The 15,493-nt window shown below is 72.1% G+C and carries 14 protein-coding genes; 5 read left to right on the top strand and 9 right to left on the bottom strand.

Annotated elements, in window-relative coordinates:
- Window positions 1-430: 430 nt before the first annotated feature.
- On the top strand, window positions 431-1,420 hold the full coding sequence (locus E4U91_RS01060) for a S66 peptidase family protein (protein WP_137304755.1): 990 nt from the start codon (window positions 431-433) through the stop codon (window positions 1,418-1,420).
- A gap of 34 nt (window positions 1,421-1,454) precedes the next feature.
- Here the strand turns inward: E4U91_RS01060 and E4U91_RS01055 are convergent, their stop codons facing one another.
- From E4U91_RS01055 to E4U91_RS01045, 3 genes are all read right to left on the bottom strand, one after another.
- Window positions 1,455-1,913: a DUF4383 domain-containing protein gene (locus tag E4U91_RS01055; RefSeq protein WP_137304754.1), complete on the bottom strand. Its 459-nt coding sequence runs from the start codon at window positions 1,911-1,913 to the stop codon at window positions 1,455-1,457.
- Window positions 1,914-2,058: 145 nt separating this feature from the next.
- Window positions 2,059-2,628 (bottom strand): hypothetical protein, encoded by a 570-nt coding sequence (locus tag E4U91_RS01050; protein WP_137304753.1) that lies wholly within the window; start codon window positions 2,626-2,628, stop codon window positions 2,059-2,061.
- Window positions 2,629-2,778: 150 nt separating this feature from the next.
- The gene (locus tag E4U91_RS01045) at window positions 2,779-3,525 is read right to left on the bottom strand and encodes an SDR family NAD(P)-dependent oxidoreductase (protein ID WP_137304752.1); all 747 of its coding nucleotides are present in this window, start codon (window positions 3,523-3,525) and stop codon (window positions 2,779-2,781) included.
- A gap of 126 nt (window positions 3,526-3,651) precedes the next feature.
- On the opposite strand from E4U91_RS01045, the gene E4U91_RS01040 reads away from it, so the two are divergent.
- Window positions 3,652-4,284, top strand: coding sequence for a TetR/AcrR family transcriptional regulator (locus E4U91_RS01040; RefSeq protein WP_241678460.1), 633 nt, complete (start codon window positions 3,652-3,654; stop codon window positions 4,282-4,284).
- A 76-nt stretch (window positions 4,285-4,360) separates the two neighbouring features.
- Here E4U91_RS01040 and E4U91_RS01035 read toward each other — a convergent pair whose 3' ends face one another.
- On the bottom strand, window positions 4,361-5,194 hold the full coding sequence (locus E4U91_RS01035; protein ID WP_137304751.1) for a hypothetical protein: 834 nt from the start codon (window positions 5,192-5,194) through the stop codon (window positions 4,361-4,363).
- 242 nt (window positions 5,195-5,436) lie between these two features.
- Between E4U91_RS01035 and E4U91_RS01030 the strand changes: the two genes are divergently transcribed.
- A complete protein-coding gene (locus E4U91_RS01030; RefSeq protein ID WP_137304750.1) occupies window positions 5,437-5,652 on the top strand; it encodes a DUF6199 family natural product biosynthesis protein in 216 nt (71 codons plus the stop codon).
- Window positions 5,653-5,729: 77 nt separating this feature from the next.
- Here the strand turns inward: E4U91_RS01030 and E4U91_RS01025 are convergent, their stop codons facing one another.
- Window positions 5,730-6,455, bottom strand: coding sequence for a DUF6193 family natural product biosynthesis protein (locus E4U91_RS01025; protein WP_032492362.1), 726 nt, complete (start codon window positions 6,453-6,455; stop codon window positions 5,730-5,732).
- A gap of 79 nt (window positions 6,456-6,534) precedes the next feature.
- Between E4U91_RS01025 and E4U91_RS01020 the strand changes: the two genes are divergently transcribed.
- Window positions 6,535-7,296: a DUF4097 family beta strand repeat-containing protein gene (locus tag E4U91_RS01020; RefSeq protein ID WP_137304749.1), complete on the top strand. Its 762-nt coding sequence runs from the start codon at window positions 6,535-6,537 to the stop codon at window positions 7,294-7,296.
- A 55-nt stretch (window positions 7,297-7,351) separates the two neighbouring features.
- Here the strand turns inward: E4U91_RS01020 and E4U91_RS01015 are convergent, their stop codons facing one another.
- The 3 genes from E4U91_RS01015 to E4U91_RS01005 form a co-directional block, all read right to left on the bottom strand.
- A complete protein-coding gene (locus E4U91_RS01015; protein WP_338326660.1) occupies window positions 7,352-8,269 on the bottom strand; it encodes a serine hydrolase domain-containing protein in 918 nt (305 codons plus the stop codon).
- A gap of 361 nt (window positions 8,270-8,630) precedes the next feature.
- Complete coding sequence (locus tag E4U91_RS01010; RefSeq protein WP_137304748.1) at window positions 8,631-9,479, bottom strand: nuclear transport factor 2 family protein; 849 nt, start codon at window positions 9,477-9,479, stop codon at window positions 8,631-8,633.
- 12 nt (window positions 9,480-9,491) lie between these two features.
- A complete protein-coding gene (locus E4U91_RS01005) occupies window positions 9,492-10,910 on the bottom strand; it encodes an FAD-dependent oxidoreductase (protein WP_032492358.1) in 1,419 nt (472 codons plus the stop codon).
- Between the two features lie 194 nt (window positions 10,911-11,104).
- Between E4U91_RS01005 and E4U91_RS01000 the strand changes: the two genes are divergently transcribed.
- Complete coding sequence (locus tag E4U91_RS01000) at window positions 11,105-11,473, top strand: SRPBCC domain-containing protein (RefSeq protein ID WP_137304747.1); 369 nt, start codon at window positions 11,105-11,107, stop codon at window positions 11,471-11,473.
- 122 nt (window positions 11,474-11,595) lie between these two features.
- On the opposite strand, the gene E4U91_RS00995 is transcribed toward E4U91_RS01000, so the two are convergent.
- Window positions 11,596-15,486 carry a type I polyketide synthase gene (locus tag E4U91_RS00995; protein WP_479681758.1) on the bottom strand — a complete coding sequence of 1,297 codons (3,891 nt, stop codon included), beginning with the start codon at window positions 15,484-15,486 and terminating at the stop codon, window positions 11,596-11,598.
- Window positions 15,487-15,493 lie beyond the last annotated feature (7 nt).

Below are 15,493 nucleotides of genomic sequence, written 5' to 3'. Positions count from 1 at the left end.
GCCCGCCCACGGACGCGCGGTGACCTTCACCGTCTTCGAGGACGCCGACCGCTGGGGACGCCACCTCGCCGACGCCGGGATGCCGCGGCTCGCGGCCGTCGATGTCGGCGGGCGGCGCCAGTACGTTCGCCCGACCCGGCCGCGGACCTGCGCAACGGCGTCCTCACCGCCCTCGACGCGATCCAGACCGACCCGCGGGCGTCAGGGCCCACGAGGCCCTCACCGCCACCTGCATCACGGCCTCCCGCACCCACAGGAGCGCCGCCCACCGCCTGGGCGTGCCCTGCGGCACCTACCGCCGCCACCTGGCCCTGGCGAAGGAACGGCTCGTCGGGCGGCTGCTGCGCGGGTGAAGGATCGGGTGGGACGGAATTTCGGCGGCGCGGACCTTGTTGCTCGCCAGTGATGATCAACAAGTAGGAGGAGAGTCATGCCTGCGGTTCTTCGGCCCCGTGCCCTGCGTTCCGGCGATCTGGTGGTCGTGACCGCGCTCTCGGGTCAGCTCGAGCCGGGGGAGGAGCCGCTGCTCGCCCGTGGCGTGGCGATCCTCGAACGGATGGGGTTCCGGGTGCGGGTCAGTCCGCTGGTCGACCCGGCGCGGCCCCGCTGGTGGGCGGCGGGAACGCCCGCGGAGCAGGCCGCCGAGCTCAACGCCCTGCTGCGGGACCCGGAGGTACGGGCCGTCGTTGCGCACACCGGCGGGCAGGCGACCATCGGTTACCTCGACCTGATCGACCTGGACGCGATCCGCGCCGACCCGAAACCGATCATCGGCTACAGCGACATCTCGCTGCTGCACATGGCCCTGCACGCGCAGACCGGCCTCGTCGGCTTCCACGCGGACATCGCCACCCACGGCTTCGGCAGCGACTGGTACACACTGGTCGACGAGGCCCGCCGCTCCGAGCTCGTCGACCTCTACACCCGTGTCCTCACCAGGGCCGAGGCCCCGGGCGCGCTGCCGGCGAACGGCCCCTGGGAGACCTGGCGGCCGGGCCGCGCGCAGGGTCGCCTGTTCGGCGGCCTGCTGAACCGCCTGGTCCTGCTCCAGGCGACGCCGTTCGCGCCGCCCGCCGAACTCTTCGACGGCGCCGTCCTGTTCTGGGAGGAGCTGCAGCGGCCGGTCTCCCGGATCTGGAACGACCTGCACACCCTGCGGCTGTCCGGGGTGCTGGACCGGATCGCGGGGATGGTCGTCGGCATCCCCACCGAGGTCACGCCCCACGACGGCGGCGGCCGGCACGTGGACCTGCGGGACGTGGTGCTCGACGTCCTGGGGCAGCGTGACATCCCGGTCCTCGCCCAGGTCGATTTCGGCCACACCTCACCGAACCTGCCGCTGCCCATCGGCGTCCGCGCGGACGTGGACGCCGATGGGCGGACGCTGACCCTGCTCGAGCCGGCGGTGGCACGGGGCTGAGCGCCGTGGTCGGACCCCGGAGGGCCCGACCCCGTCACGCGGCCGCGTGCGTCGTGCTGCGTCCGCGGGTGAGCAGCGCGCCCAGGGCGATCATCCCCAGGCCGAGCAGGAAGTGGAGCCAGTTGTCGGCCGTGTTGACCGGCACGAAGTTCGCCCCGCTGTCCCGGTCGATGAGCAGGCCGTACAGCCACAGCACCAGGTAGACCGCGCCCCCGACGAGCAGGTAGCTCCGCGCCTGGGCCGCCGTGCGCGACAGGGCCAGTCCGGCGATGCCGAAGGCGAGGTGCACGAGGTTGTGCAGGACGGACACCTGGAAGATGCCCAGGAGTTCGGCCTCGGAGTGGTGGGCGGCGAACTCCATCGTGCCGTAGTGCGTGGTGACGCCCGGGATGAACCCGAGCACGCCCACCAGCAGGAAGACGGCCCCCACGATCAGGGCGGCCTGCTGGACGGGCGTGCGGGCGGTGTGCGGAGCACGTGCTTGCGCGGACATGGGACTCCCTGTGCAGCGCTGGAGGGGGCCCGGTGGCCCGTTCCTAGCCGTCCGCGAGTGCCCCTCCGCGTCACAGACATGCCGGGGGCCGCACGGACGGGTGGGCGGACGCCGGGGCCGTGCCGATGGACGGGGTGGGGGACCCCTACCCCCCGAAGTGGGTCGCGGACATGGCCCGCTCCCACATGCCGGGGACCTGCTGGCTGGGACGCTGCTGCTCGCCGTGCAGGGCGTTGAGGACCACCAGGCACCCGGTCAGCGCCGGCACCGCCCACTGCGCGCAGGCCAGCTGCCGCCGCGCCTTGTGCAGGTCCACGGGGTGCTGCCGCGCCTTCTCGAGGTCGTCGGGGTCGGTCGAGGAGGCCAGCTCCACCTTCTTGCCGAGGACGCGGGCGTAGGCGGTGGCGGCCAGGGCCGCGGCGGTGACGACGGTCTTGGCCACGGTGGAGGCGGCCACGCCCTGCTGGGTGGCGACGCGCTGCGCGTTCACCGCGAGCAGCCCGCCGCCGCCGAACAGGTGCGCGCCGATCGCGGCGGCGTTGACCGGCGTCCACTTGGCCCAGCCGGCCGACGAGATGCGGTCGGTGGTGGTCTCCGTGCCGCCCTCGTCCTTGGCCGCGCCGTTGAGGCCGACCGCGCCCATCAGCGATCCGCCGAACCAGGCCGCCAGGCCCAGGTCGTGCAGGCTGCGGATGGCGGTGTTGCGTTCGGACATGGCGGCGCTCCTTCAGTGGGGGGAGGGGGAGGCACGGACGGGCGGACCCGTCCGGCACCCTCCAATGTCACCGACGCCGGGCCGTTCCGCCATCAGAGGTGAGCCGGACGAGGGGCTCGCGCCCCCCGCGCGGGGCGCCCACGCCCGCGGTCAGATCTGGCTGGCACCGCCGTCGACGTAGATCTCCGCGCCGGTCATGTAGCTGCTGGCGTCGCTCGCGAGGAACAGCACGGTGTCGGCGATCTCCTCGGGGCGGCCGAGCCGCTTCATGGGGACCCCGGCGGCCAGCCCCTGCAGCAGCTGCTCGGCCGCCTCGGGTCCGTCGGCCAGGCCGCTGAGGCCCGGCGTCTCGACCGGCCCGGGGGCGATGGCGTTGACGCGGATGCCGCGGGTGACGAGTTCCGCGGCCCAGCTCCGGGTCAGGGACCGCAGGGCGGCCTTGGTGGCGGCGTAGACGCTGAACGACGCGGCGCCCCTGGTGTCGATGTTGGAGCTGGTCAGGATGATCGAGGAGCCCTCCGTGAGCAGGGGGAGCGCCTTCTGGACGGTGAACAGGGTGCCGCCGACATTGGTGTGGAACGTGTCGGCGTAGTGGTCCCAGGTGATGTCGGGCAGGGCCGCGAACTCCCCGCCGCCGGCGTTGGCGAACACGATGTCGAGACGACCGTGCTGCCGGACGGCGGCGAAGAGACGGTCCAGGTCGTCGAGGTTCGCGACGTCGGCGCGCACGCCGGTCGCGCGTGCGCCGATCGAGACGACCGCTTCGTCCAGCGCCTCCTGCCGACGGCCGGTGAGGAAGACGTGGGCGCCCTCCGCGGCGAGCCGGCGGGCGGCTGCCAGGCCGATGCCGGAGGTGGCGCCGGTGACGAGGGCGGTCCTGCCGTCGAGCTGTCCCATGACGGTGCTCTCCTTTTCTGTACCGTTCGGTACCGAAGTCGATGGTGGGAGAACCCCGTCGGTCCCCGCCCTATTCCGTACCGCTCGGTTAAAATTCGAGGTGGTGTCGAGGGGCATCGAGGGGCGATGGCGGGACCGAGGGAGGCGGCGGGGATGGCGGTACGCGGCAGACCCCGTGGCTTCGACGCCGACGCCGCGCTCGACCGGGCGGTGGAGGTCTTCTGGCGCCAGGGCTACGAGGGCGCGTCGCTGACCGACCTCACCGACGCCATGGGCATCAACCGGACCAGCATGTACGCGGCGTTCGGCAACAAGGAGGAACTCTTCCACCGTGCCGTCGCCCGCTACGCCGAGGCGGACATGGCGTACGCCCGCGCAGCCCTCGCGCAGCCCACCGCCCACGCGGTCGTCGAGACCTTCCTGCGCGCCAACGCCGACGCGCTCACCCGGGCCGACCGCCCCTCGGGATGCCTGTCCGTGCAGGGCGGCCTGGCCGAGGGCGGCGAAGGCGGCCGCGTCGCCGCGTTCCTCGCGGACAGCCGCCTGGCGGGCGAACGGGCCCTCGCCCAGCGCCTGGCCAGCGCCGTCGAGGAGGGCGACCTGCCCGCGGACACCGACCCGGACGCGCTCGCCCGCTACGTCATGGTCGTCAGCGAGGGCAACGCCGTCCACGCGGCGGGCGGCGCGAACCGGGAGGCACTGCACGCGACGGTCGACATCGCGCTGCGGGCCCTGCCCCGGGCCGACGCGGAGGCCTGACGTCGGCGGAGAGGGGCGACGGTGGTTGCCGACACCACGCCGGGGCCTCCTGTGCAGGCCCCTTGGTGTCCGGCGGTCAGCCCGCGGAAGGGGCGCGGTCCCGTGCCTCCTCGTGACGTGCCTGCATGCGTGCGATGACGCGCTGCTGCCCCAGCCTCCTGGCCTGGCGGAGCTTGGCCTCGGCCACGAGCAGCGGGATCCACAACAGCCAGCCCCACATGCTGAAGCGCAGCACCCCGCTCCACACCAGCGCCTTGTTCAAGGTGAACGACGCGAGGAACGTCAGGACGTACGCACCGACGCGATGTGCGAGGAGCAGGCGCAGGGGAGCGTTGCGGGGCCCCTGCAACAGCTCGACCGCCGCGGCGAGTTCGGCGGCGTGCAGGTCCTCCCCGGTGTCCTCGCGGACCTCGCCGCGAGCGGCTCGCCGCAGCGCGTCGGTGACCAGCACGCTCTGCTCGGCGAGGACCTCCTGCTCGGCCTGTCCCCGGGCCGCGCTCGCCACCACGTCGTCCCAGTAGCCCCGCCCGGCCCAGCCGACCGCGGCATCGACGCGCCCGCGCTCGGGCGACCCCGGTGGAGCCAACTCCTCGATCCTCTGCTGCAAGGTCACGGCCCGCTTCGCCCGGTGCGGGTGGTCGAAGGAGTCCGAGCGCAGGCAGAGCTCCCAGTACGACACCAGGAGCCCGAGATCGTCCGCTGCGAGGGCGAGGCCCTGACGGTAGGCGGCTTCGGCTGCGCGGTCGTGGTCGTCCTCGTCCTCCGCGGCGTGCGCCTGACCTAGCCAGCGCAGGAGGACCGGGTCCGGCCCGCACTCCTCGATCCCCGCCCGGGCCGCCTTCCGCACCGCGGCGTAGCCGCCCACCGCGAAAAGCTCCGAGCATTGCTCCGCATACTGCTGCTGTTCCACGTCCCCACCCCGGTCGTCCGAGCAAGCACTTTCCGCTGCGCCCGGTGCCGCTGTCAATCACTTCTTGATCACGGCCGCGGCTCTCGACGGTGCACCGGTCGGCACCCTCCTGCTTGGTCGACGTGTCCCGGGGCACAGGGTTGGACGGGAGGTGTCTTCGTGAGTGCGTTGCGCCGAGGGTACGACGTGCCGAACTGGACGCGTCCGGGAGCTCGTTGCTCAGTTCCGACAAGGGGGATCAGATGGTCGTCGTGCTGCTGTGCGTGTTCATCGTGATGGGACTCGTCCAGGTGTTCAGGCCCCAGTTGCTGTGGAGGGCCAACCGCCCGCTCCAGCGCCCGTTCGTGAAGGACTACGACGCCACGGAACCCACGAAGGCGGGCTACACGGTGGCCAGGGTCGGGGGCGTGGTCTTCCTCGTCGTGGCGACATGGATGCTCATCAGGCACCTCACCTGACGGGGGCCACCGAGCGGGACGGAACCCCGGGGCTCGTCACGACGGGCCCTGGGATACGCCCCGTCCCGCACGCGTCATCAACCGTCCTCAGCCGTTCCCGCGACAGCCGGCCCCAGGCCCGCGGGCAGCCGGGACGCCGCGAACGCGACGGCTTCCCCGGCCGTGGCGGCCTCACCGATCGCCGTCCGGTGCGGGCGCTGCATCACGCGGTACGGGCTCCCGCCGAGCGCTGGAGCGATGGCCACCTCGGTGCGGAACGGGTATCCGGTGCACGAGCTGAAGCCGAGCGTCCAGTGGCTGGAGAACACGTACAGCTGTCTCAACCGTGGTTCGGCGTGGGCCGCTGTCACGAGGTCGCCGAACCCGGGGACGTCCGGTGCGCCGGCCGCCCGTCTCCGCAGCGTTCGCCACTGCAACGCGACCACCGCGGCCGGTCCGTGCTCGGCGGCCTTCGCACGCTCACCGACGCGCAGGAAGGGGAACCGGGCCTCCAACTCCCGTAGTGGAGTGCCCTGTCCCCATGCCGCACCGGCCAGGACCACCTCCGCCGGATCGGGCGTGCCTCCGGTGACGCTCTCGATGCCTTCACTCCAGCCCGAGACGAGGAAGAAGCGCTCCTCGGCCGCGATGTGGACCGACAGCGGACCTCGTTCGCGGACCGACGAGGCGATCCCCGCCGACCGGGACGTGCGCCCTTCCTGCGGGACGACGGTGAACTCGACACCGAGGCCGGCCGCCAGCTGTTCCAGCGCCGCGCCCAGGCCTCCCGCGGCGACCAGGTCGGGGTAGAGATCGGGGTTCATCTCCCCAGTCTGCCGCGTCAGGGACGCCAGGAGTGGGATGGACGGTCATGGTGGGGCTGAGCCGGGGAAAGCGGGGTGCATGACTGCGAACCCCGGAACTCGCCTGCGCCGTCTGACCGTTGCCCTGGCTGTGCTGCCCCTGGCCGTGGCCTGCCACGGCGGGGACGGTGGCTCCGGAGGCCCGCGGGCCGACGGGATGCTCGGCGCCGTGGACTCCGGCAGCACGGTCGTCATCACCACCGACAACGGGGTCAGGCTGCGCCCCGCCGACGGACGGAGCGTCTCCGTCGACGGCGATGTCGGCGCGCACTGGTCGCACCACGACGACATGGAGGTGCTGGACCTCTCCTGCGACGAACAGGACCGCGAGGGCCGCCCGTGCCCACGCATGCCCACGGTGGAGGTTCCGGACGACGTACGCGTCACGGTCACCGCACGCAACGCGGGCGTCGACGTCGTCGGCATCGCGGCCGCGCTGGACGTGACCACCGTCAACGGCGATGTCACGGTGGCCCGTTCCGGCCGGGACGACGCGGCCGTCAAACTGACCACCCGCAACGGCTCGGTGCGCGTCACCGCGGTCGCCGCCGACCGCCTGTACGCCGTGACGTCCAACGGGGACGTCGTCCTCGCCTGCGCCACGGCCGCGAGCCGCGTCACCGGGCGCACCACCAACGGCTCGGTCGACGTCACCGTGCCGGACGACGCCCCCGCCTACCGGGTCACGGCCACCACCCGCAACGGCCAACCGCGCATCACCGTACCGACCCTCACTGCCGGCGACGGCCCCGCGATGACACTGAGCACGGTCAACGGCGACGTGGCGGCCCACCGGGAGTGAACGGACCGGCCCCGCCGGGCCACCCGGCCACAGCCCTCCGCTCACAGCGGCCCCGTCACTTGCAGAACGCCGTGTCCACGGCCGCCATGACGGCCTTCGCGGCCTCGTCGGCGTCACCGAAGGTCCCCGGCAGGGCGGTCACCGCGAGTCCGACCGAGCGGCCGTCGTCCGTGGCGCCGCCACGGGTCTCGAAGCCGTCGATGTCGCCGCCGTGCCCCCAGTACACGCCGCCGCAACTCAACGGAACGCTGAACAGGCCGAGTCCGTACCGCCACCCCGGCAGCAGCGGCGCGTCGACCGTCTTGCGCATCTCCGCCAACTGGGCGGGCGGCAGCAGCCGTCCGTCGAGCAACGCACGGGCGAACGCCGCCAGATCGCTCGGGGTCGAGATCAGCTGGCCGGCCGCCCCGCCCCAGGACGGGTCCATGACGGTGGCGTCGATGACGTTGCCCTTCTCCAGGTTGCCGGTCGTGTATCCGTGCGGGTGCGGTCCCCGTAGGGTCTGGTCACCGGGCTGCGGCCAGTACGTGTGGCGCAGCCCGGCCTTCCTGATCACGCGCTGGGTTATCTCCTCCTGCACCGGCCGCCCGGTGACCCGCTCGATCAGCAGGCCCGCCACCAGGTAATTGGTGTTGCTGTACTCCCACCGCGAGCCGGGCGGGAAGTGCGCGGGATGGGCCAGGGCGGCGGACAGCAGGTCGTGCGGCTGGAAGAACCTGTGCTGCAGTCCCTCGAAGTTCTCCATGCCGATGTATTCGGTGTAGTTGGGAAGTCCGCTGGTGTGCTGAAGGAGCTGCCGTACGGTGATCCGGTGGCCGTCGATGCCCTTTCCGCGCACCAGTTGGGGCAGGTAGGTCTCGATGGGCGCGTCGAGCCGGACCTTGCCCTCGGCCACGAGCTGCAGCACCACGGTCGCCGTGAAGCTCTTCGTGTTGCTGCCCGCCCTGACCTGGCCGTCGTGGGGGACCGGCACCTGCCGGTGCAACTCGGAGGAGCCGGCGACCAGCGACGTCGCCCGGCCGTTTCTTGCTGGTCCAGGCGAACGCGGCCGGGAACTTCTCCTCCTTCACGAGCGAGACGAGACTCTTCTGCAGCGCCGGATCCCTCCGCGGCGGCTCCGCGACCGCCGCACCCGTCACGGCGGTACTCAGCAAGCCTGCCGCCGCCAGCACCAGAAGACCCTTGCGTACCTTGGACGTGAATGCGTTCTGCACCGGTACTCCCTCTCGTTTCCGAATGGCATCCGAAACGATGCCGTGGTGCGAGAGGAAGAGCAGTGGTGCACGGACCCGAACAGGAGGTGGACGTAGCACCACCGGGGACCGTTCGTGTCGCTAGGCGGCAGGATCGAGCAGGGAGACGTCCGTTGCCCCCCAGTAGGCGCGCATCTCGTCGATGAGGCCGTCGGCATCGACGCCGATCACCATCACGTACTCGATGCCGATGAGGGCCCGGTGCGGATCGGCGGGGGCCGGGAGCGTCATGAGGTGGTGGCGGGCCAACAGGGGCCCCGAGGGCAGGTAGTCCATCGTCGCGGAGACCGTGACGGCCGCGTGCCGTCCGTCCTGACCGGCGACCGTCAGCCCGGCCGTCTCCCGCACGTTGCTGCCCACCGCCATCGTCGCGTGGGCCCGCAGCGCCTCCAGGCCGGTGCGGGTCCAGGAGCCGACGGGGTCCTCGAAGCGGATGCGGGGCGAGTACAGCTTGAGCAGACCGTCCACGTCACCGTCGTTGATGCGCAGGCAGTGCTCGCGGGCCAGCTCCTTGCGGCGTTCCTCGTCGGGGGCGGGACGGGCGGTCCACGACGAGTCCGTGACCCCCCACATGACGCGCATCTCCCGGATCAGGCCGTCCTCGCCCACCTCGATGACGCCCATCACCCGGGTCCGTCCCCGCCGCTGCGGCGGAGCGCCCGGGGCGCCGACCGTGACGGTCGCCGGCAGCACGACGGAGGTGCCGTCATGAGCCGCGTACGGGCGCCCCGGCTCCTCGTGCACGGCTCCGCGCAACGCCGGGGCCAGCCGGGCGGCGAGGGCGGCGCGGCCGACGACCGGCTCGGTGCCCAGCGGGTCCACCAGCCGCGCGTCCGGCGCGAACAGCTGGAGCACGCCCTCCAGTTCACCGGCGTTGACCCTGCGGCAGTACTCCAGGGCCACTTCCTTGCGCACCGTCTCCGCAGGCATCTCCCCGCCCCCTCAGGCCGTCACACCGGCGCCGGACACCAGCCGGGCGACCTCGTCGGGCCGCAACGGCGGTTCGGTCGGCGCCGGCACCTCGGGGCCGCGCCGGACCGCCGCCATGACCGCGGGGTCCTGCATGCTCGCCATGCCCGCCGACAGGGTGTTGAGGGCCACGGCGGCCCGGTTGACCACCTGGTTGCGGGTCGCGGTGAGTCCCACCAGGTCGGTGACGCGCTGCCGTTCCCCGGCGTGGCGGGTCAGCCGCGGGTCCCTGGTCTGGGTCCGGCACCCCGGGTAGCCGATGTCGTGCGAGGTGGCCAGCACCCAGGCGTCGTCCACCGCCACGGCGATCGCCCGCTGCGCCGCGCGCGCCAGACCGGGCTGGAAGGCGCGCTGCCCGAGCTGGGACCGGAGTGCCAGCACACTGTGCGCCGCCGCGCTCATCCCGTGCCCGTACACGGGGTTGAAGGCGGCCACGGCGTCGCCCAGCACCACCAGGCCCTCCGGCCAGGTGGCCAACCGGTCGTAATGCAGCCGGCGGTTGACCGTCGAGCGGGACCGCTCCACCGAAGTGAGCGGCTGCGCCTTGGCGATGAGTTCGCCGACCAGCGGATGGCGGACGCCGTCCCGAGCGAACCGTGCGAACCCCTCGTCGTCGGCGGGCGGTTCACCCCCGCGTGTCCCGGAGACCGTGACGATCCAGCGGCCGTCCTCGATCGGCATCAGCACCGCGTTGCAGCCCGGCCGGCCCGCACGGTGGTCGGCGTGCACGCTCACCAGCGGGAAGTTCGTCGCAGCCGCCTCGGGCGCCCGGAAGAGCCGCGTCGCGTACACCATCCCCGAGTCGACGAACTCCTCCTCGGGTGCCGGCAATCCCAGCTCCGCCAGCAGCCGCTTCGACGGTGACCCCCGGCCGGTGGTGTCGACCACGAGATCGGCCGGCACCTCCCGCTCCTCGCCGGACTCCTGGTCCCGCACCCGTACCCCCGTGACCCGGCCCGCGTCACCCAGCAGCGCCAGCACCTCCGTCTTCTCGACCAGGGCGATGCGCTCCTCCCGCAGGGTCTCCTCGCGCACCGTCCAGTCCAGCAGCGCACGACTGCAGGCGATCATGAACTGGGCCTCCGGGAAACGATGTTGCCACCCGTAGGCGGTGTACGACACCTGCCCGTCGGGGATGCCGATACGGTGCGCGCCGGCACCCAGCAGCCGGTCCGTGGTCCCGGGCAGCAGCTCCTCGACGATCCGGGCGCCGCCCGACCAGAGGATGTGGGCGTGCCGGGCCTGCGGAACCCCCTTGCGCAGGTCCGGACCCGCCGGGAACGCGTCCCGGTCGATCACGGTCACCGAGCCGACGTGACGGGCCAGCATCGAGGAGACGAGCATTCCGGCCATACCGCCGCCCAAAACAACGGCGCTCCGGGTATTGGTCATCGGTTCACGCGATCCTTTCCCGCGGTGAGGAAACGCCCCACACCGTACTCCCGGACCTGGTGCGGTGAAGAGGGGAATTCCTCCGGCCGCACGCGAATAGGGGAGGGTAGGGGTGCCGGTAAGGGTTACTGCGCCCGGTCCCGGCTCAGTAGCGTGTGAGCGCAGCGACCTGTTGCCCGATTGGGAGGAATCGCATGAGTGACACGCGGGAAATGATCATCTCGGCTCCGGTGGAGCGCGTGTGGGCCGTCCTCACCGAGGACAAGTACCTGAGCCAGTGGTTCGGCGAGGCCGACACCGAGATGGATCTGCGTCCCGGCGGAAAGATGATCTTCCGCTTCAAGAACGGCGGCGTGTTCTCCGCCACGATCGAGCGGATCGAGCCCCACCAGTATTTCTCCTACCGCGTGCTGACGGTGCCGACCGAGGCGGAGCCCGACGACACGAACTCCCGGCTCATCGAATTCACCCTGACTCCCGAAGGATCGGACAGCACGCGGCTGGGGCTCGCGGAAAGCAACTCCCACCTCGACGGAATCAAGCGGGTCGCCGAATCCATCTGACCGGTCCGTTGCGGTACTGAAGGCCGCCCGAGGTGCTCGGGCGGCCTTTCTGCTGTTCCTCTGCTCAATTTCCCGACGTCTTTCTCGCCCTGTCCTTTCCTGCTGCGCCCGTCCCCACGCGCCTATCCCAGAGTGGCGAGCCAGCCCTCCACCGCCCTGGCGCATGCCTGGGCATGGGCGCTGTCCAGCATCGAGAAGTGGTTCCCCGGCACCTCGACGACCGTGGTGCCTGGCCGCCACTCGGCGCGCCAGCCGGCGTCCGCGGCGGAACCGGCCAGCGGTTCGGCCGGCCGCAGCAGCAGGGTCCGCACATCCCGTGGCGCGATCGCGAAGTCCAGGCTGAAGTACTTGGCCCGCGCGGTGACCCAGGCGTCACCCGCGTCGCTGTCCTCCGCACCCGCAGCCGCACCGCGCGCCAGCAGCATCTCGTTGATCACCGGAAGCCACTCCTGCGACCCCAGCCCGCCCGCGGAACCCCACCACGGCGTGTCGACCAGCACCAGCCCGGCGGGCGCCTCGCCCGCCTCCTCCAGCTGTGCCGCCACCGCCGCCGCCACATAGCCCCCCGACGAGTGACCGAGCAGAACACACCGCCGCCCACCGGCGACCCGGCGCACCACGGCCGCCAGCGCCCGCGCCAGCGCCTCCGCCGAAGCGGGCAACGGCTCCCCGGGCCGGAACCCGGGCAGCCCCGACACCGCGACGTCCCGGTCCTCGGTCAACTCCCGGGCCAGCGACAGGTACTGCTGGAAGTCGGGCTTCCAGACGAACGACGGGAAGCACACCACGGCCGGCGACGCCGTACCTCGACGAAGCGGTACGACGTCCGGCGACCGCGCCCCGTCCAGCTCGCCCGCGAAGGTGGGCCGGTACTCGGCGAGCCCCAGCGCGAGACGGTGGGCCTCGGCGAACTCCCCCCGTCCACACGCCCGGACGAAGAGATCCGAGAGCGAGTCCACCGCGGCGGTCGCCCGAACGCCGGAAGGCGCACCCGAAGCGCCGTCCGGCGTCGCTCCCGGAGGCGCGGACATCGCCTCGATCAGGTACTCGGCGAGGTCGTGGGTGGTCGGATGCTCGAACACGACCACGGCGGGGATCTCCAGGCCGGTGTACCCGCCCAGCCGCCTGCGCAGTTCCACCGCCGTCAGTGAGTCGATGCCCAGCTTGATGAACGGCGTGGACACGTCCACGTCCTCCGGGTCGGCGAACCCCAGGACGACAGCGACCGTCTCACGGACCAACTCCTCAGCCATGGAGGTCCGTTCGCCCGCGCCCAGTCCCTCGAACCGATCAGCGAGCGTGGGCGGTGCGTCGGCGGCCTCCACCGGCACCGACGGGCGGACGGAGGTGGCGGAGGTTCCGGGCGCCGCGTCCAGCCAGTAGTGCTGGTGGTCGAAGGCGTAGGTCGGCAGATCCACGCGCCGGTCGGTCGAGTGAGGCCAAGCCACCGGAACGCCGTGGACCCACAGCTCGGCGAGCGCCGTACGCAGGGCCTGCGGCTCGGACGAGTTCCTGCGCAGGACGGCGGTGGCGTGGGCGTCGGCGAGCATGGCGAGGGTGGCATCGGGACCGAGTTCGAGGAAGGTCGTCACACCCTGCTGGGTGAGGTGGTGGAGGCTGTCGGTGAAGCGGACGGGGCGGCGGATGTGTTGGGTCCAGTAGTCGGGGGATGTGAGGTTTTCGGCGGGCTGTCCGGTGGTGTTGGAGATGACGGGGATGCGGGCGGGGTGGTAGTCGAGGGTGGCGGCGATCTGCCGGAAGTCGTCGAGGACGGGGTCCATGTGGGGGGAGTGGAAGGCGTGGGAGACCTTCAGTCGGCTGGTCTTGCGGCCGAGGGCGCGGAAGCGGTCCGCGATGGCTTCTGCCTCGGCGGTGTCACCCGATATGACTGTGCTGCTGGGGGAGTTGAGGGCGGCGATAGCCACCCCGGGGGTCAGGTGTTCGGTGATTTCGTCTTCCGTGGCTTGGATGGCGATCATGGTTCCGCCGGTGGGTGCGGTTTGCATGAGGTGTCCGCGGGCGGTGACCAGGCGTGCGGCGTCGGGCAGGGTGAGGACGCCGGCGGCGTGGGCGGCGGTGAGTTCTCCGATGGAGTGGCCGAGGAGGTAGTCGGGGCGCAGGCCGTAGGTGTCGGTGAGGAGCCGGTACAGGGCGGTCTCGACGGCGAACAGCGCGGGTTGTGCGTACTGGGTTTGCTGCAGTAGCTCGGGGTCGTCGCCGAAGATGATGTCGCGCAGTGGCTGTGGCAGGTGTGGGTCCAGTGCTGCGAAGGCTTCTTCCAGTGCTGCGGCGAAGGCGGGTTCGGTGTCGTAGAGCTCGTGGCCCATGCCGAGGCGTTGGGAGCCCTGGCCGGTGAACATGAACGCCAGCCGCCCCGACCGCACGCTCCCGGTGGTCACTCCGCTCGCGGGCCTGCCGGACGCCAGTGCGTGCAGGCGTCGTGAGAATTCGACACGGTCCGAGGCCAGGACGACGGCCCGGTGGTCGAGGGCGGCACGCGTGCCGAGCAGCGCGGAGGACACGGCGGCGACGGAGACGTCCGGGGTCTCCTCGGTGAAGGTGAGCAACCGGGCCGCCTGGGACTGGAGGGCCTTCCTGGTCCTGGCGGAGAGGACCCACGGCACCGGTCCGGCCGCCCGCTCCGGCTCGTCATCGGCGGGCGGGGTCTCCGGCGGGGCGGCTTCAAGGATGACGTGGGCGTTGGTGCCGCTGATGCCGAAGGAGGACACACCGGCCCGGCGCGGCCGGTCCGTCCCCGGCCACTTCAGTTCCTCGGTGAGGAGGGAGACGTGGCCCGACGCCCAGTCGATGTGGGGTGAGGGCGCGTCGACGTGCAGTGTCTGTGGCAGTACCTCGTGGCGCAGCGCCATGACCATCTTGATGACGCCCGCGACACCGGCGGCGGCCTGGGTGTGGCCGATGTTGGACTTCACCGAGCCGAGCCACAGCGGCTGGTCCTCCGTGCGGTTCTGCCCGTAGGTGGCGAGGAGGGCTTGGGCTTCGATGGGGTCGCCGAGCGTGGTTCCGGTGCCGTGCGCCTCGACGGCGTCGACGTCGGCGGGGGTGAGGCGGGCGTTGGCGAGGGCCTGGCGGATCACGCGTTGCTGCGAAGGGCCGTTGGGTGCGGTGAGGCCGTTGCTGGCGCCGTCCTGGTTGACGGCGGAGCCGCGGACGACGGCGAGCACCTGGTGGCCGTTGCGGCGGGCGTCAGACAGCCGCTCCACCAGCAGGACGCCCACGCCTTCGGAGAAGCCCGTGCCGTCGGCCGCCGCGGCGAAGGCCTTGCAGCGGCCGTCGGGTGCGAGGCCCCGCTGCCTGCTGAACTCGGTGAACAGACCCGGTACGGCCATGACCGTCACGCCACCGGCCAGCGCGAGTGAGCACTCGCCGTTGCGCAGGGCCTGGCAGGCCAGGTGCAGGGCGACCAGGGAGGAGGAGCAGGCGGTGTCGACGGTGACGGCAGGGCCCTCGAGACCGAAGGCGTAGGAGATCCGCCCGGACAGCACGCTCGCCGACGTGCCGGTGCCGACGTACCCCTGGACACCCTCGGGGAACTCCGGCAGACCGATCGCGTAGCCGGAGGCGATGGCGCCGGCGAACACACCGGTCCGGGTCCCGCCGAGCGAACTCGGGTCGATGCCGGCGCGTTCGAACACCTCCCAGGAGGTCTCCAGCAGCAGCCGCTGCTGGGGGTCCATCGCCAGGGCCTCGCGGGGCGAGATGCCGAACAGCAGCGGGTCGAACTGCCCCGCGTCGTACAGGAATCCGCCCTGGCTCGTGTACGACGTCCCCGGGTGGTCGGGATCCGGGTCGTAGAGGGAGTCCAGGTCCCAGCCGCGGTCGCTCGGGAAGTCCGCGACGGCGTCCCGGCCCTCGGTCAGCAGCCGCCACAGCTGCTCGGGGCTCTCCACCCCGCCGGGGAACCGGCAGGCCATGCCGACGATGGCCACCGGCTCCCGGGACGCCGTGGTGAGCTGCTGGTTCTGGCGTCGCAGCCGCTCGTTCTCCGACAGCGATGCA

The sequence above is a fragment of the Streptomyces lasalocidi genome (assembly GCF_005280215.1).
Taxonomy (GTDB): domain Bacteria; phylum Actinomycetota; class Actinomycetes; order Streptomycetales; family Streptomycetaceae; genus Streptomyces; species Streptomyces longwoodensis.
Note: the sequence above shows the minus strand (reverse complement) of the source record. Positions and strands in the feature narration are given on the sequence as shown.

Coding starts and splice junctions, on each gene's coding strand:
- E4U91_RS01020 (WP_137304749.1), top strand. CDS start 6,535: ATGACTGCGAACCCCGGAACTCGCCTGCGCCGTCTGACCGTTGCCCTG.
- E4U91_RS01030 (WP_137304750.1), top strand. CDS start 5,437: ATGGTCGTCGTGCTGCTGTGCGTGTTCATCGTGATGGGACTCGTCCAG.
- E4U91_RS01005 (WP_032492358.1), bottom strand. CDS start 10,910: ATGACCAATACCCGGAGCGCCGTTGTTTTGGGCGGCGGTATGGCCGGA.
- E4U91_RS01010 (WP_137304748.1), bottom strand. CDS start 9,479: ATGCCTGCGGAGACGGTGCGCAAGGAAGTGGCCCTGGAGTACTGCCGC.
- E4U91_RS01025 (WP_032492362.1), bottom strand. CDS start 6,455: ATGAACCCCGATCTCTACCCCGACCTGGTCGCCGCGGGAGGCCTGGGC.
- E4U91_RS01000 (WP_137304747.1), top strand. CDS start 11,105: ATGAGTGACACGCGGGAAATGATCATCTCGGCTCCGGTGGAGCGCGTG.
- E4U91_RS01050 (WP_137304753.1), bottom strand. CDS start 2,628: ATGTCCGAACGCAACACCGCCATCCGCAGCCTGCACGACCTGGGCCTG.
- E4U91_RS01045 (WP_137304752.1), bottom strand. CDS start 3,525: ATGGGACAGCTCGACGGCAGGACCGCCCTCGTCACCGGCGCCACCTCC.
- E4U91_RS01055 (WP_137304754.1), bottom strand. CDS start 1,913: ATGTCCGCGCAAGCACGTGCTCCGCACACCGCCCGCACGCCCGTCCAG.
- E4U91_RS01060 (WP_137304755.1), top strand. CDS start 431: ATGCCTGCGGTTCTTCGGCCCCGTGCCCTGCGTTCCGGCGATCTGGTG.
- E4U91_RS01040 (WP_241678460.1), top strand. CDS start 3,652: ATGGCGGGACCGAGGGAGGCGGCGGGGATGGCGGTACGCGGCAGACCC.